Annotated in this window: 14 protein-coding genes and 2 pseudogenes; 7 read left to right on the top strand and 9 right to left on the bottom strand. The window is 66.9% G+C overall.

Annotated elements, in window-relative coordinates; genetic code table 11:
• Positions 1–4: 4 nt before the first annotated feature.
• The 3 genes from ASF38_RS15305 to ASF38_RS15300 form a co-directional block, all read right to left on the bottom strand.
• A complete protein-coding gene (locus ASF38_RS15305; RefSeq protein ID WP_056577239.1) occupies positions 5–952 on the bottom strand; it encodes a DUF1707 domain-containing protein in 948 nt (315 codons plus the stop codon).
• A gap of 274 nt (positions 953–1,226) precedes the next feature.
• The gene (locus ASF38_RS17305; protein ID WP_082480815.1) at positions 1,227–1,673 is read right to left on the bottom strand and encodes a MarR family winged helix-turn-helix transcriptional regulator; all 447 of its coding nucleotides are present in this window, start codon (positions 1,671–1,673) and stop codon (positions 1,227–1,229) included.
• 87 nt (positions 1,674–1,760) lie between these two features.
• The gene (locus tag ASF38_RS15300; RefSeq protein WP_156366954.1) at positions 1,761–3,704 is read right to left on the bottom strand and encodes a hypothetical protein; all 1,944 of its coding nucleotides are present in this window, start codon (positions 3,702–3,704) and stop codon (positions 1,761–1,763) included.
• A gap of 199 nt (positions 3,705–3,903) precedes the next feature.
• Between ASF38_RS15300 and ASF38_RS17690 the strand changes: the two genes are divergently transcribed.
• On the top strand, positions 3,904–4,071 hold the full coding sequence (locus tag ASF38_RS17690; RefSeq protein WP_156366953.1) for a hypothetical protein: 168 nt from the start codon (positions 3,904–3,906) through the stop codon (positions 4,069–4,071).
• A gap of 336 nt (positions 4,072–4,407) precedes the next feature.
• Here ASF38_RS17690 and ASF38_RS15290 read toward each other — a convergent pair whose 3' ends face one another.
• Positions 4,408–5,316: a PDR/VanB family oxidoreductase gene (locus tag ASF38_RS15290; RefSeq protein ID WP_200914562.1), complete on the bottom strand. Its 909-nt coding sequence runs from the start codon at positions 5,314–5,316 to the stop codon at positions 4,408–4,410.
• 44 nt (positions 5,317–5,360) lie between these two features.
• Positions 5,361–6,680: a cytochrome P450 gene (locus ASF38_RS15285; RefSeq protein WP_156366952.1), complete on the bottom strand. Its 1,320-nt coding sequence runs from the start codon at positions 6,678–6,680 to the stop codon at positions 5,361–5,363.
• A gap of 351 nt (positions 6,681–7,031) precedes the next feature.
• On the opposite strand from ASF38_RS15285, the pseudogene ASF38_RS19815 reads away from it, so the two are divergent.
• A pseudogene (locus tag ASF38_RS19815) lies at positions 7,032–7,193 on the top strand (aldehyde dehydrogenase family protein); the annotation flags it as partial.
• A 49-nt stretch (positions 7,194–7,242) separates the two neighbouring features.
• Positions 7,243–7,548: pseudogene (locus ASF38_RS19810) on the top strand (aldehyde dehydrogenase family protein); the annotation flags it as partial.
• A 57-nt stretch (positions 7,549–7,605) separates the two neighbouring features.
• Here the strand turns inward: ASF38_RS19810 and ASF38_RS15280 are convergent.
• Complete coding sequence (locus ASF38_RS15280) at positions 7,606–8,226, bottom strand: amidohydrolase (RefSeq protein ID WP_200914561.1); 621 nt, start codon at positions 8,224–8,226, stop codon at positions 7,606–7,608.
• A gap of 13 nt (positions 8,227–8,239) precedes the next feature.
• Here ASF38_RS15280 and ASF38_RS18510 point away from each other — a divergent pair, with 13 nt between their 5' ends.
• Positions 8,240–8,779, top strand: a complete 540-nt coding sequence (locus ASF38_RS18510) for a hypothetical protein (RefSeq protein WP_200914560.1) — start codon at positions 8,240–8,242, stop codon at positions 8,777–8,779.
• Here ASF38_RS18510 and ASF38_RS15275 read toward each other — a convergent pair.
• From ASF38_RS15275 to ASF38_RS15265, 3 genes are all read right to left on the bottom strand, one after another.
• Positions 8,720–9,508, bottom strand: a complete 789-nt coding sequence (locus ASF38_RS15275; protein WP_200914559.1) for a fumarylacetoacetate hydrolase family protein — start codon at positions 9,506–9,508, stop codon at positions 8,720–8,722. The two genes, ASF38_RS18510 and ASF38_RS15275, sit on opposite strands and share 60 nt — an antisense overlap.
• Positions 9,509–9,570: 62 nt before the next feature.
• On the bottom strand, positions 9,571–10,503 hold the full coding sequence (dapA, locus tag ASF38_RS15270) for a 4-hydroxy-tetrahydrodipicolinate synthase (RefSeq protein ID WP_056577221.1): 933 nt from the start codon (positions 10,501–10,503) through the stop codon (positions 9,571–9,573).
• On the bottom strand, positions 10,500–11,450 hold the full coding sequence (locus tag ASF38_RS15265; protein WP_156366950.1) for an ornithine cyclodeaminase family protein: 951 nt from the start codon (positions 11,448–11,450) through the stop codon (positions 10,500–10,502). The genes dapA and ASF38_RS15265 overlap by 4 nt, the downstream gene beginning before the upstream one ends.
• Positions 11,451–11,568: 118 nt before the next feature.
• Here ASF38_RS15265 and ASF38_RS15260 point away from each other — a divergent pair, with 118 nt between their 5' ends.
• The 3 genes from ASF38_RS15260 to ASF38_RS15250 all read left to right on the top strand — a co-directional run bounded on the left by ASF38_RS15260 (position 11,569) and on the right by ASF38_RS15250 (position 15,302).
• Complete coding sequence (locus ASF38_RS15260) at positions 11,569–12,504, top strand: LysR family transcriptional regulator (protein ID WP_200914558.1); 936 nt, start codon at positions 11,569–11,571, stop codon at positions 12,502–12,504.
• Positions 12,505–12,720: 216 nt separating this feature from the next.
• On the top strand, positions 12,721–13,743 hold the full coding sequence (locus ASF38_RS15255; RefSeq protein ID WP_056577213.1) for a hypothetical protein: 1,023 nt from the start codon (positions 12,721–12,723) through the stop codon (positions 13,741–13,743).
• Between the two features lie 2 nt (positions 13,744–13,745).
• Positions 13,746–15,302: an AMP-binding protein gene (locus ASF38_RS15250; protein WP_056577208.1), complete on the top strand. Its 1,557-nt coding sequence runs from the start codon at positions 13,746–13,748 to the stop codon at positions 15,300–15,302.
• The last annotated feature ends 549 nt before the right edge of the window (positions 15,303–15,851 follow it).

The raw sequence follows: 15,851 nt of genomic DNA, 5'->3' as shown, positions 1-15,851 counted from the left end.
AGGCTCAGTCCTGGAGCAGCAGGCCGTCGGAGTCGTAGGTCCGGCTCTGCACCGCTGCGCCGTCCCCGACGGTGACCTCGAGCAGGGGGTCCTGCCCGATCTGCGGTCTAACCCTGATCATGATCGTGGGGTCGGCGTCGGTGTCGACCGCGAACCGGGCGTCGTCGACGGCGGTCTGCACGGCCGAGGCGTCGATGCGGGCGAGGTCGGCCACGGGACGCTCGGGGAGGTCCGCGCGGGTCATGCCCTCCACCCACACGCTCGACGAGTAGGTCCAGTCGGTCGAGGCCGTCGGCTCGTCGGTCGTGGCGGTGCCGGTGTCCTCGCCGACGCGGTACGCCGAGACGACGGTGGTCCCGGAGGCGGCGGCGAGGTCGTCCACCCGCTCGTCCCACCACTGCTCGACCTGCTCGACCGCGACGACGTCACTGCTGTCGGAGTCACTGCCACCGAGGAAGAGGCTCAGGACGAGCCCGCCGGCACCCAGCAGGCAGGGAGCCAGGAAGAAGAACGCCACCACGGCGACGATGCAGCCGATCGTCCGACGGTTGGTGCCGGAGGTGCGCTCGCCCACCTGCGGGGTCCCACCGAACCCGGGCGGCGGCCACGCGCGACCCGGCGCCTCGCCAGGGCTCGTGGTCGGTGGCGCCGGGAACGGGCTGCTGCCCGCCGACGGGGCAGGCTGGTCGGCCGCGGGCGACGGCGGGAACGACGGCTGGGCCGCGTCGCTCGACGTGGTGGGCCGAGAGGGCGGCGGATCGGCCGGGCGGTCCGTCAGGTCGCGGACCACCATGGCCAGGTCGCCTCGGGTCGAGGCCGCGTCGATCTGCTCCATCCGCAGCGACCGGTCCACGGCCGAGATGCGACCGGCCGCGTAGGCGGCGTCGACGGCGCGTCGAGCGGTGCGCCGGTCCCCGCGTCCGGCTCCCCCGGGATCGCTGATGTCACTCACGGCGGCATCGTAGCGACGCGGTGCAGTCTCATTAGCGGGACTTGAAAGTTCGCCCCTGCCAAAATCCCGGACTCGAAGTTCGCCCCCCTGCGGATCCGCAGAGGGAGGTTCATACGGCCACCATCTCACAGTTCGCGCAAGGACAACTTTCCGCGCAGCTACTAGGCGCGCCGCCTGCCGTTCCTGGCACTCAAACGAGGTCGGTCTAGCGGAAGCTCTGAGACGAATCGGCGAGGGCACCTGATTTGAACGACGCCCCTTCCACCGGACCGCCTCACGCTTCTTCGACCGCGGAGTCGTCCGTTCGCCGCAGCGCGGCGGCCGCCTCGTTGAGGGATTCGGCTAAGAGAGCGCGATGGGCGGTCGAGAAGCGCGATCCCAGTGGGACCATCCGATCGGCCAGGTCGACTGCCAGTCGAGTTGCGGCTTCTCGCCCTTCTTCGGTGAGCGCGACTCGGGACGATCTTCGATCACCGGCATCTTCCGTGCGGTGGACGAGTCCCTTGGTTTCAGCCCGCGCTACAAGCCCGCTCACAGACGACTTGTCCAAGCCGAGGAGGTCGGCGACTTCAGACATGCGCGGCTCTCGTGTGAGAAGGATGCCGAGTAGACGACCCTGCGCGGCCGAAAGTCCATGATCAACCGACGCCACCGAGACCGCAGCGAGCACCGCCGACGAGAAGTCCAACGCGGCTTCCAGTAGACCGTCCTGTGAGGGCATGGCAGCAGCCTACTTACTAGTTGGGATTGCCAACGTTAGGAACTGAAGAAGTGGCACTCTCTGCCGACGCGCATCGAGAGGTTGAGGTCACCCGGTGCCGGGTTCGCCGGCCTCGTCTTGGTTCTCGGCGAGGCGTCGTCTTGCGGGCTCGAACCAAGAAGGCCACCGAGACCGGACTCGTTCCGGCGGCGGAGGGTTTCGGCGGAGGTCCAACAGGATGTAGTCCTTCATCGCCATGTGCCGGAGCCCGGATCTGGCTCGACCTTCGAGTAGCTGGAGCAAGCTGGGCCCGCCCTGTTCTTGGAGGCCTTCGATGGCGTGCAGGTCCTCGAGTGTGAGCACGGTTGGCTCTGCGACGTCGTGACGCGGCGAGTAGTTCGCTTGAAATCGTTCAAGCAGGAGTGTCATCGTGATGGGGCTGGTGACGAAGGTATTAGCCACGACAAGCACCGGGATGAACCGTTTGTCGACGGTCGAGGCCGTTCCGGTCAGCCTCTTCTCGTCGGCTCGCAGGTTGTCGATGACCGCCATCACTTGGCCCAGCTTGTCGACATACCTGTCGAGGTCTTGCATGAAAGCTTCGTCGCTGCTGCCGGCAATCGTCGCGGCTTGGGCGCCGGTGGTCGTGATCTCGACGATGACCCATGCCTCGCCGTAGTCGAGAGCGACGTCAGCAGCCTTGCCTCGGTAGGCTCGCTGGAGCACCTTTTCGTCGTAGGCGCGTTCAGTCCCCTCCCCGACGATGGCGTCGAGCACCTCGCGCGCGTAGATCTCGTGGACATGACTGACCGCACCCCTGACCTGGTTGATGCGCTTACGGTCACCTCGGACCTCCAGCTCTCGCAGGATGTCGAACATGGGCCACATCCCTGTCGAGCGGTTGAGGACCAGGTCGGGATCGACGATCGTCAAGTGCCCCGTAGGCCACAGAACGGCGGGCCGTTCCTCAAAAACTCTGCGGCTCCACTCGAAGCCGTACTTCTCAGCGTCTTTAGTCACCAGTTCGCACATCTGCTCGGGTGTGGCGGAGATGAGTTCGACCAGACGAGCAAGCTTGGCGGCGTCGAACCCGAACGAGGTCTCGAGCAGTTGAATCGGGAAGGTTGACCTGCCGGCGAGACTTTCCGCCCACGCCAGCGCGCTGACGGCCATCAGATCTTCGAGCTCGATACCGACGACGTTCGCGTACTCCTGCTCCAGGTCCATAACACGAGGGTCGTCTTGGAGTTCGACAGGAAGTTCACGCCAGCATCTCTGCAGCACTGCCCAGTTCTCGCGCTCGTTCAGAGGTGCGTTGAAGGCTTGGTTCGCGACGACGGAACGGCCGATCTCGCCTGGCACGTGTGTCATGACCCAACCGTCTTCGTGCTCGTTGACTTCATCGTCGCCCGGACCCATCGCAGACGACAAACCGATGAGCGCGAGAACGAGGTCCTGGTGCATCTCGCGGGTCTCGGTTGGCACCTCGCCGCGCGGCGTGCTGACCAGCAGACCGCCCTTCACCAGCGCCATAAGCGCTTGCGGGGTAAGTATCACCCGGTTGGGGTCGCGGAGCAGGCCCTTGAGTCGCGCTAGTGGCCTTCCGCCGAAGTAGGTTTCGACGAAGTGGTTGTCGACTTCGGCATGCTTGGCTTTAGGGCTTCGCAGCTTCGCCAGCCAGGATGCTGCCCATGAGACGACCAACTCGGATGAAATGCGACCCAGTAGTTGGTGAGCTTCTTCGACCGGCACCGACCGGCCGAAGACCTCTTCGGCTTCGAGGTACACGGCGATTTGATCGATTGGCGCGGGGCCAGCGGCGGTCCTCTCGGGGAGGACGAGGCCGGACGGCAGCCTTACGTAGTTGCCACCGAGAGGTTCCACGGTAGAGCCGGAAAGGTACGCAACGCCCGGGCGGACGTGCGCGATGCCTTCGCGTCCCGTCGGGTCGCTTCCCGTCGTGAGCCGGCGGAGGCGGAGGAGCTCCTCGGCTAACCGCGACGGGTTCGACGCCCACGGTTCACGGTCATCCCCTTGATCCCGACTGCTCATCTCGCTCCTTGCGTTCAGGCAAGGCTATGACCGACGACCGACACGGCCTCCTCCTGCCCTCCAAGAAGTGCGGCGACACGACAAGAGGCCAGGTTTTCATCCCCAGTCCTGCTCGTATGCCTCGAAGTCATCGGCGAAGCTCTGCAACTGCCCGACGACGAACTCGTCATCATCACCTACACCGCCGAGCCGTACAGCCGTGCCGCCGACCCTTCCCCGCTTCGAGGCCGATGCCCTCCAGGCCAACACCGCCCTCGTCTGGTTGCCGGCCCAGCAGCCCCGGACCGTCCCGATCCTGGGCACCCGCCGACTGCCACGCCTGGAGGAGAATTTCGGAGCCGCCGACCTCGACCTGACGGCGGCCTGACCGAGCTCGACGAGGCATCCAGCAGCGTCCGGGTGCGGCGAGACCGCTACCCGACACCATGCAGAAGACAATCGACTGCTGAGGTCGCCTGTAACGCGTTCCGGGCGGGGCCCGGACGCAGCCAGTGCCGGAACCCTGAGGTTCCGGCACTTCGTCGGCGTCGCGAGCACGGATCAGAGCGACAGCGTGCCGAACCCTGTCACCCGTTGATGGTTTTGCTCGGGTAATCATTTCATCGGTAAGCACGCCGCGATCGTCATTCAACGACTGACCTAGGCTGTCGCGATCTTCGGCACCGGCGAGTCGCCGGGACGACGCTGTGACACCGGTAATCGGTCAGAGGTCAAGCACGAGCCGTTCGGTCAGGGCGCGCGAGACGCACGGCAACATGTACGCGTTCTCGGCCCGCTCCTCAGGGGTGAGAACGGAGTCGCGGTGGTCTGGGATCCCACTGAGGACCGTGACCTCGCATGTCCCGCAGGTACCGACCTCGCACGAGGAGCCGAGGTTCGCGCCAGCCTCGTTCAAGGCCTCGAGGAGGGTTCGGTCGCTCGGCACCTGAACCGTCAGACCGCTGCGGTCGAGCGTCACCTCGACCGGCTGCTCAATGTCGGCATCCAGCTCGAGGGGCTTGAAGTGCTCGATGTGCAGGGCGCCCGCGGGCCAGCCGGCGGAAGCACGCTCGACTGCGTCCAGCAGCGGGGTGGGACCGCAGCAGTAGATCAGCGTGTCGTCCCGTGCGGCGCCGATGAGAGTGTCCAGCGGCAGCAGACCGATCTCGTCCTCGGGGTAGACGTGGACTCGCGCGCCGAGACTCTCCAACTGATCGAGGTAGGCCATCGTGGCACGGTTGCGACCTCCGTAGTGCAGCTCCCAGTCCGCACCCCGGCGTTCGGCCTCGCGCACCATTGTGACGATCGGCGTGACCCCGATGCCGCCTGCGACGAACACGTAGCACGGGCTCGGCTCCAGCTCAAAGGAGTTGCGAGGTGCCGACACCGGCAGGGTGTCGTCGCTGTCGAGGACGTCGTGCAGGAACGACGAACCCCCTCGGCTCTCCTGCTCGCGCAGCACGGCGATCCGGTACTCGTCTCGTGCCAAGGGGTCCCCGCACAGGGAGTACTGCCGCCGCACGTCACCGCACTGCACCTCGAGATGAGCGCCGGCCGACCAGCTGGGCAGCGGCGCGTCGCCGGTCAGGACGATCTCGACCACGTCGGTCGAGAGCGGCAGCTTGCGGCTCACTCGAAGGGCGAGATCGGTGTCCGTGGCTCGGGCTGTCGCCGTGCTCATCCCTGGCTGCTCCGCGGGTGGAAGGTGACCGGCAGGCTCAGCAGGGCCGGGAAGATGAGGTCCGGGAAGCGGTGGCCGTCCTCGCGCAGGTCGACTGATCCGAACTGCGCCACGAGTCCGCGTAGCGTCTCCTGGAGCTGAATGCGCGCGATCGGCGCACCGAGGCAGTGGTGCATGCCGCCGCCGAAGGCGACGTGACCGGACGCGTTCTCCCGCCGAAGGTCGAGCCGGTCGGGGTCCGGAAACTGCTCGGGGTCACGGTTGGCGCCGGCCACCATCACGATGACGCGCGTGCCCGCTGCGAGGACCTTGCCGTCGGACAGCTCGAAGTCGTCAACAAGGTAGCGCTCGCGCACGTGAAGAGGCGTTCGGTAACGCAGGAGCTCCTCGACCGCCCCGGGGATCAACTCCGGCTCGTCGTGGAGGACCGAGAGCAGATCTGGCTCCTGGCATAGCACCTCGACCAGGTTGGAGATCGACGTGCGGGTCGTCTCGTAGCCCGCGTCAAGGATTGTGTGCATGAGCGACAGGACCTCGACGTGGCTCAAGTCCCCGCGATCTTCTGCCTCGAGGAGCAGCTGCACGAACGGGCTGTGCTCCTCGCGCGACTTACTCGCGACGAACGTGTCGAAGTAGTCGAGGTAGAACTGTGTGATGTTCTCGAGCGCGGCCCGTTCGTCGTCGCCGAGCGGCTTCGGCGCGAAGATGAGCAAGAAGGCGTGCTGGTTCTCCGTCAGGCGCTGCCAGTCCTCCTCGGGGATGCCAAGGAAGCGACAGATGACGCCTCGCGGGATGTCGACGCCGAGATCCTGGACCGCGTCGACCTCGCCGTTCTTGGCCGCCACGTTGGCCATGGCCCGAGCCACCGACTCGGTCGCGAACTCTCGAAACTGCTCGACACGACGCGGGATGAACATGGGCCCGACGACGTTCCGCAGCCGCGCGTGGTCAGGGTCGTCGATCTGCACGAGGTTGGCGCGCAGTCGCTGTCGTGCCACACCGTCGAACCACGGCGGCGCCTCGGTCCCGACCGGCTGGACACGGCCCTCGGGCAAACGGAGGACGGCGCGGACGTCTTGGTAGCGACTGACGACCCAAGCGGGGTCCCCCGGGCCGAGCTGGAGCGGAAACACAACTTCGGAACGAAGACGTTCGTAGGCCGCGGTCCGGTCGCCAGCGAGGAACTCGGGGTCGGTCAGGTCGATCGGGAAGTCGAGGGTGTCGGCGGACATCAGGGGCTCGCTCTCAGCTGTCGGGAAGTACTGGTGGTGCACCATCGCGGACCGGCCGAGCCGGATCACTGTGGCGTCAATCACGTTATGGCGTCCGTGCCCTATAACGCCAAGACAAGTCAACTGATCTGCCCATCATGGAAAGGTGATGTCGCTCGGACCGCTTCTCGCTATGGGTCCAGTCGCGAACTCAGATTGGCGGTGCTCGATGCGGCCGGGAACGGTGAGTCGACATGACCATCGACGTGGCCCTGTTCAGCGGATCGCGCCGCCTACATCGGAAGTCGGTGGCAGACCGCTCCCGGCACGTCCGCGGTGGACGCCCACTCGACACGAACGGTGCTCGCCGAAGTCTCTGACTGTGGTGTCGCCGAGGCCGACGCTGCACTCGAGGCCGCCGCCTGTGCCCTACCGCTCTGAAGGAATCGCTCCTACGTGCACGCCGACGTTGTCGACGAGGTCGTGGATCGCTTCACCCGGGCGGACTCGCTGAGTCTCGGGGCCGCCGTCGACGGCGCCGACATCGGACCGCTGACCTCAGCCGAGGCCGTCGACAAGGTCGAGCGGCTCGTCGCCCAGGAACTCGAGGACGGCGCGACGCTGGCCCACCGGGCCAGGATTCCGGAGCTGGCGAAGTTACTTCTCGGCATCGACCGTCCTGCGCGACGTCCGCCCGCACGCGCGCATCCCGGGCGAAGAGATCTTCGGCCCCGTGACGCCTATCGTCACGGGGCACGACTACGCGCAGCTGCACGAGCTGGTCAACGCGAGCGACGCCGGACTCGTGGCGTACGTCTACGCAGCAGATCTGCAGGACGCCGTGTGGCTCGCTGAGTCGTTCGAGGTCGGCATGGTCGGTATCAACCGAGCTGTCGTGTCGGACCCGTCTGCTCCGTTCGGCGGGGTGAAGAGCAGGGGGCTGGGCCGTGAGAGCGCACGACTGGAGCTCGTGGAGTTTCTCCAGCCTGAGGGCCTCAGCATCAGCTGGCCGCGAGCCAGCGATGAACCCTCAGCCGAGAAGTCCCTCGAGTCGGTAGACGCGCTTGGCCGTCCCTGCGAAGATCGCCTCGCGCTCGGACTGCGAGCAGCCCGCCGTGATGCGCTGGTAGGCGTTGCAGACGTGCCCGAACGGGCCGGAGCCGTCGGTCGGGAGGTTGCTCTCGAACATCATGCGATCGGCACCGAACAGCTCGACGGACGTCTCGACGTAGGGACGCCACTCCGCCGCGAGGGTCTCGGAGCTCGCCGGCGGGTCGGCAAGGAACGTGGGTGAGCCGGACAGGAACGATCCGAGTCCACCCATCTTGACCGTGACGTTTTCGCACGCGGCAATGGCGGCCATGTCCGCCCTCCACTGGTCAAACTCCTCCTCCAGCTTGCCCGTGTGACGTCCAATGCCGACGGGGTGACCGAGGTGGTCGACGACGATCGACGTCTCCGGGAAGTCCCGGGCGAGCGCGAGGATGTCGGTCAGCTGGGGAGAGAGCACGAACGCGTCGAAGCTCAGCCCGAGCGGTGCCAGGTGGGCGAAGCCGCGCCGGAAGTTCTCGCCGAGGTACATGCCCGGACCGTGGTCGAAGACCGCTCCGACGATCGACTCGTCCTCGTCCCACAGAGCTTCCTGTCGCACCCCCCCTCAGCCGGTGCGGCGCCTCCGCGACCGACGCTTCGAGGGTCTCGCGGACGTCAGGGTGGCGCAGGTCGGCCCGCCCGACAAACGCGGTCGCGACACGGATGCCGCGGTACTTGCCCGTGGCGCCCATCGCCGCCTGACCGCCGAAGAACTCGAGCTCGCCGACGGTTTGGAGGTGCTCGGGAACGTCGGTGCGGTACATCGCCTGCGACTCCATGGCGATCGTCGCGATGACGTTATGCCCGTCGGACACGAAGTCTGTGTACTCGTCGATGAGGAACCGCTCGCGGCGCATGACCATGCGGACGATGTCGTTCGGGTGGTCGAACAGGTGGTGGTGGGTGTCGATGACGGGGAGGTCGGGGTCGATTGGCGGCTCGGTTTCAGACGGCACGGTGAGGCTCCTCTTTTCGTGTTGCGGTGCGCCGAGTCGCACCTGATGGGGTCTAGACGGAAACGGGTGGTGCTGCTGGACGGCGTGCTCAGCCGGTCATGGCGCTGCGACCTCGGCGCGCACGACGTTCCTCAGCTCGAGCAACCCGGGGATTGACACTTCCAGCCTCTCCCCCGGCTGCAGGTAGCGCGGCGGATCCTGGCGGTGGCCGATGCCCGGGGGCGTGCCGAGCGCGACGACGTCGCCCGGCACCAGGGTGACGAAGGCGCTGACGTAAGCGATGACGGCCGAGACGTCGAAGGTCAGGTTGGCCAGCGACCCTCGTTGAACCTCGACGCCCTCGAGCCGGGTCACGATCTCCAGGGCAGCGGGGTCAGGGACCTCGTCGGTGGTGACGATCCACGGCCCCCAGGAGCCGGAGCCGTCGAAGTTCTTGCCGGCTGTGGCTTGGGGGCTGTGGAGCTGGAACTCGCGCACACTGTTCTCGCCCATCACGCTGAAGCCGGCGACGTGGCTCATCGCGTCGGCGCGGCTGATGTGTCGACCGCCGTCACCGATGACCACGGCAACTTCGCCCTCCCAGTCGAGCGTGTCCGACACGAACGGCGCTACGAGCGGCACCTCGTGTCCCACGAACGACGACGCGAAACGCGTAAACAGGGTGGGATGCTCGGTCGGCTTGGCACCGACCTCGGCTGCGTGCGAGTTGAAGTTGTGGCCGACGCAGACGACGTGCTCGGGCCGCGGCACAGGCGGTAGCCATGTCGCCTCAGTGAGACTCACTACCGGGTGCTGCTCCAGCTCGTCCGCAAGCCGCTGTTGGGCGTCGCTCGGAAGGAGACCAACCAGGCCGGACCGACCGGCGGTGTCCGACACGTCGTGCACGGTGTGACCGTCGATTGACGCGACGACCCGGGTCTCTCCGTCGAGTTCGACCGTAGCCAGCCTCATCGGACCGCTCGCTCTGCGTCGATCAGGTCGGCGGCATCGGCCAGCAGTGCACGGACCCGCTCGACCCCGGACGGTGTGGTCTCGGCGAGCGGCGGGCGCACGTGGGCGGACGCGATCCGTCCCTCTTTCTGGAGGATCCACTTCAACGTGGTGGGGTTCGTCTCGACGAATAGGGCGTCGACGACGGGGTGGAGGGCGTAGTGGATGCGACGGGCTCCTTCGTGGTCGCCGGCGAGCCACAGGTCGTACATGCGGGCGCAGGCTGCTGGCGCCACGTTCGCGGTGGCACTGATGTAGCCGATGCCGCCGAGCGCGAGCAGAGGAAGGCATAGCAGCTCGATCCCGGACCAGACGAGCAGGTCCTCGTCGGCCGCCTCGATGACGCGGGAGAAGTGCTCGAAGTCCTTGGTCGTCTCTTTGATGCCGACGACGTTCGGGACGTCGCGGTAGAGCCGCGCGACGGTCTTGGGAGCAAGCTCCACCGCCGTCCGGGACGGGACGTTGTAGGCGATGATCGGGAGGTCTGGGTACTCACGCGCCACGGTGGAGTACCAGGTGTACAGCGCGTCCTGGGTGGGTCGGGCGTAGTACGGGGTGATGACCAGTGCGGCGTCCGCGCCCGCGTCGACGGCCTCGCCCGTCAGGCGGATCGTTTCGTCGAGCTTTGCCGAGCCGGTGCCCGCGATGAACGGGACGCGGTCACCGACGGCCTCGGCCACGGTGTGTATCGCACGAGCCCGTTCGTCGATGGTTTGAGCGCTCGGTTCGCCCGTGGAGCCTCCGATCGAGACGCCGTGGGTACCGGCGGCGAGCTGCCACTCGACGAGCGAGGTGATGCTCTTCTCGTCGAGCTCGCCGTCGTCGGTGAACGGGGTGATGAGCGGGACGATGGAGCCCGAGATGAGCTCGGGCGTGTTGCGGAACCTCATGCTCCGACCTCCTGACGATCGAGGACGAGCGCAGCGACCGCGAGATCACACAGCCCCGAACCCATGCCCTTGAACACCGTCAGCGCTGGCTGATCGGGACGACCGACGCCGTCCTCCAGCAACCGCCCGAGCTCGACGGTCCCGGCCAGGTCGTCGCCGAGCGCGTCCTTGAGCTCCTTGCTCGCCCGACGCGCGTTCTCCAGATCGTCGACGACGACCAGGCTTCCTGCCTCGACCACGCCCGGAAGCAGCTCTGCGGCGCTCGGCAGGATGGCTCCCACCGCGTTCACGTGGGCCCCGGGTGCCAACCACTCCCGCGCGAGGAAGGGGTCAGCGGCGCGCGTGACGGCCGTGACGATGGGCGAGCCGTCCACGGCGTCCCTCGCGTCATCGAACTGGTCGACCCGCAGCCCCAGCTCGCGCTCTAGGGTCACGGCGAACGCCTGTCGGTTCGCCGGAGTCCGGCTCCACACGCGAATCGCCTCAAGCGGCCGAACCAGCGAGACGGCCGTCGCCTGCTGGAACGCCTGACGCCCGCTGCCAAGGACTGTGAGCACGTTCGCTTCTGGCGCAGCTAGTAGGTCAGTGGCGACCGCGGCGGTCGCGGCCGTGCGGAAGGCGCCCAGCTGCCCAGCATCCATCACGGCCAGGACCGCTCCCGTCCGAGCGTCGAACAGCGATAGCAACGCGCTTGCCCCCGCAGGCGTGTTGACCCAGCTCTTGAAGGCCACGAGCCCCCGGCTCTCGTCAACCGCGCCGAGGGTGTGGGCGGTGGACCGGTCATCCCAAGCCGCCATCGACTTGGCGATGGGTCGAGCCTCCCCGCGAGCCGCCGCGCGCAGAACTGCGCGCACCGCGTCGGTCGCACGACCTTGGTCGACAGCCGCGACGACGTCGCTGCCCTCGAGCACCGAGGTATGGATGTTGGGACGTGTAGTGGTCGCCACGGGTGACCTTCCTGGGACGGAACCCGCGTCGCGCCCCTCGGGGCGACGCCGGTATCGAGTGTTGTGACGTGACTTACACTGATGCCCGCGTCGTCATAACACAAAGACCAACATGTCGATGAGCGCATACCTCGAACGTTATGGAGAAGCCATGGAGGCCCAACTGTCCTTCCGACGCCTGGAGGTGTTCAGGCTCGTCGTCGAGGAGCGGAGCGTCACGCGAGCCGCCGAGGTGCTGATGATTGCGCAGCCCGCCGTCTCGGCCCAGCTGCGCGCCCTCGAGTCGTGGGTAGGTGCGCCCCTGTTCGTCCGCAAGGGCAACCGCCTCGTGCTGACCGAGACCGGTGAGCGGACAGCCGCGTGGGCCAAGGAGGTGCTCGCCGGCGCTGCCCAGATCCGGCGAGACGTCGGCGACCTTGCGTCAGGCGAGACAGGCCGCGTCATCATCGCGTCGAGCATGGCCGTCGGCACCTACCTCATCCCTCCGGTGGCCGCACAGCTCGGACATGAACGACCGAACGCCGACATCACCGTCGCGGTGGCGCGACCGGACGAGGTGGTCCACGGCGTCGAGACCGGTGAGTTCGACTTCGGCGTCCTGAACTGGGACGGACGTGACATCCCCGAGTCCATGACGTCAGAGCTGTTGGCCGTGACACGGTTGGGCATTTTCACGACCGCCGCCCTGATCGCCCCGGGCACGACGCTGTCGCCGACCGACGCGATGGCCCTCCCGTTCGTGGGAGCACCCAAGGACGTCGTGTACCAGCGGAACCTCGTCGAGCAGCTGCGCGCAGCGGGACTCGAGGAGCCGCGCTTCACGCTGCGCCTCGGGCACTCCGAGGCCATGATCCGAGCCGCCGCCGCCAACGACTGGGCGATCATCGCTCCCGCGTACTCGGTCGGCAGCGACGCGCGACTTCACGAGGTCGAGGTGCCCGAGCTGAAGCTGACCGAGCGCATCGTCCTGCTCCACCGACGCGACCGACTCCACTCACCGCTGCAGCGCGACGCTGTCGACGCGATCCGCGAGGCGCTCGCCTCGACGGAGTGAGGGGGCTACCCATCGGCGCATCGACATTTGGTTATGACCCGATCGACCTTTCGGTCTTAGCAATTATGCTTCGCCGTTCCTAGTGTGACGTGAGACACCAGACCGTTCGCTGCCCTGCAGCGACGCAGCCTCGCAAGGAGCGCTTATATGAACGCCCAGAACATGTTTCAAGACAGCCGTGAGATCGAGCGGAAGCCGCGCGGACTGTGGAGTCCCATGAAGATCTCGGCCGCCGAGATCGAGGCGCAGCTGTCGGCACTCGAGGACGGTGACCAGGACGACCACGGTCGACGCGAAGCGTTCATCGTCCACCCGCAGGCACCGGCCGGAGTCCGCGGGCTCGCTCCTGCCACGCAGGTCGTCGTGGGCGTCGTCCTCCCAGGCGAGTCGACGGAGCTGACCCGCGACAACACCACCGGGCTCGCCATGGGCATCGGCGGCACCGGCCAGGTGGAGGTGGGCGACCGCACCATGCAGATTTCCCTTCAGGACGTCTGGACCAAGCCGACCATGCGCCTTGAGCGCTTCACTAACACCGGCACCGAGCCGTTTCGCTACCTGCGCTACTCGAACGCCGCGCTGCTCGAGTCGATCTCGGCGTTCTACGAGGACCGAGGCAGCGAAGCCGCCGCCATCGAGGCCGGAGTCATCGACCACGGTCGTCGGGCCAAGGACCTCGCACCCGCGATCCCGCTGACCGGCGACGAGCAGCTGCTCCCTTACGAGCACCTCGTCGACCCGGACTTCGTCGAGGACAAGCCGCTCCACTTCGCGTGGGCCGAGGTAAGCCAGCACCTCAGCGGCGTGCTGGGACTGACCACCGGGTACACCGGCCGTCCTCTAGTCGTGCTCTACAACCCCGCGACCGGCCGGTTGAACGGCACGACCCCCTCGTTCTTCGCCACCATCACCGCGGTGGGTGGCGAGTTCATCGGCGGCAACCACAGGCACATGAGCTCGGCCATCAACTACCACTTCGGTGGCAGCGGGGCGAGTGTCGTCGAGGGCCAGCGCTACGAGTGGGCGGCCGGCGACCTCATGCTCTCGGCTCCGGGTTGGGCCGCGCACCAGCACTTCATCAGCGACGAGGGCGCCCGCGTCCTGACGGTCCAGGACCACCCGCTGCACACCTCCAACGCGTCACTGGTGTGGCAGGAGGACATCGAGCACGGTGAGATCCTGATCCTCGGATCCGAAGCCGGGTTCGAGACGAACATCGCCGACTACGCAACCAGCTGACCGTGCCGTTCACCAGCCCGTTCCCGCCGGTCGACATCCCCGACATCAGCATCGTCACCTACCTGCTGGGCGAGCTCAGCGAGGACGACGCACACCGTCGGGCAGTCGTCGACCTGCACGCCGGAGTCACCCTGACCTACGGCGAGCTGTCGTCCGCCGTCGACCACTTCGCGGCGGCCATCGCCGCGGATACTGACAATGGAGAGACGGTCGCACTGATGGGACCGAACTCCGCCCGATGGGTCGTGGCGTACCTCGGGGCGCTCAAGGCGGGCGTCGTCGTCACACCGGTGACGACGCTCGCCAACGCATCCGAGGTCGCGAAGCAGCTAACGGCCTCGAAGGCCATGAAGATCTACGCGGATCCCGTCGTGCTCGAGGCGGCGCGCGCTGGAGCCGAACAGGCAGGACTTGACGCTGGGGCGGCCCGCGACCTCGACTCGGTGGACCTGTCCCCAGAGACAGCCACGCCGTTTGACGACCGCGTCGTCGCGCCGGTCACCCAAGTGGCGACGCTCCCGTTCTCGTCAGGCACCACAGCCCTGCCGAAGGGAGTCTCGCTGACCCATCGCAACCTCGTGGCGAACCTGTGCCAGCTGGACGAACCGCTCGGCATTGATCACCATTCCGCTGTGCTGGGCCTGCTTCCGTTCGCCCACATCTACGGGATGACGGTGGTGGTGAACCTATCGCTCCGCCGGCGGGCAACCATCGTGACGATGCGCTCGTTCGACCTCGACACGCTTCTGGACGTCATCGAGCGCGAACGACTCACACATTTGCCTGTCGCTCCACCCGTCATGGTCGCGATCGGCAAGTCGCCATCCCTCGACGGTCGCGATCTGTCATCGGTCCGACTCGTGCTGTCGGGAGCCGCACCGCTGGACGCGACCCTCGCTGGGGCCGTGGCTACGCGTCTCGGATGCGCGGTCCGCCAGGCCTACGGCATGACCGAGATGAGCCCGGTCAGCCACATCGCCCCGCTCTCGGTCGACAACATCGCGCCCGCGTCGGTCGGCCTCACCGTCGCCAACATGACCTGCAAGCTGGTCGACCCCGAGACAGGCCAGGAACGCGGGCTCCCCCAGTCGGGCGTCAGCGAACGCGGAGAGCTCTGGTGCAAGGGACCGAACGTCATGCTTGGGTACCTCGACAACCCGACCGCGACGGCCACAACCTTGGATGCCGAGGGCTACCTGCACACCGGCGACATCGCGGTCGTCGACTCACAAGGCGCCGTGACGATCGTCGATCGTCTCAAGGAACTCATCAAGTACAAGGGCTACCAAGTGGCGCCCGCCGAGCTCGAGGGCCTGCTGCTCGAACACCCGGACATAGCTGACGTTGCCGTGGTCGGCGACCCGATCGGCGACGGGGACGAGGCGCCACACGCTTACGTGGTCGTCGCCCCGGGAGCCATCATTGACGAAGACACAGTCCTTTCGTACGTCCAGGAGCGGGTGGCCCCCTACAAGAAGGTAAGAGCCGTCAGCTTCATCGACGCCGTGCCAAAGTCGGCTTCCGGCAAGATCCTTCGCAGAACCCTACGGAAGAGCTGAACGTCAGGCGAAGGACCTTGAGTCGCTGAGACGCATGACCGGTGGAGTGTGTTCCGAGTCCAGACACGCACCTTGTTCCCGGGCCCGGGACTGCGCATGTTCTGAGAGGACTGACGGCGGGGACAGCATCTTGGTTCGCAACCCACGCGGCGTCCGCTTTCGCCCATGGGATACGCCGGCGCTCGCATTCCTGGCTGGGTGTTGTTGCGAGCTGCCACGCGGTGAAGGTCGTCGTGCCAGAGGGCGCAAGAGGCTTGGACGGTCTTCCGTGACAACAACGTCTCCGAACAACACACCAAGGGGGAGCCACCCGACCGCCCATCGCGGCGGGTACCCACCGAGCTGCGGAGCGGCGTGGTTACGGCTCCGAGGCCATGATCCTCAGCAACTCCCACACCTCCTGATCCAAACCTCTCTGCTCATCCCGATCGCCGGACCGTTGAGCTAACTGAGGAGTCGGTCAGGTAGATCGCCCGGTTCTCGTAGACCCAGTCGTGCAGCAGGGTCTGACCCTCGGCCGTGGCGGCGATGACCGCGAAGAACGGCAGG

It is taken from the genome of Aeromicrobium sp. Leaf272 (genome assembly GCF_001422865.1).
GTDB lineage: Bacteria > Actinomycetota > Actinomycetes > Propionibacteriales > Nocardioidaceae > Aeromicrobium.
This window is presented reverse-complemented; position numbering and strand designations above follow the sequence as displayed.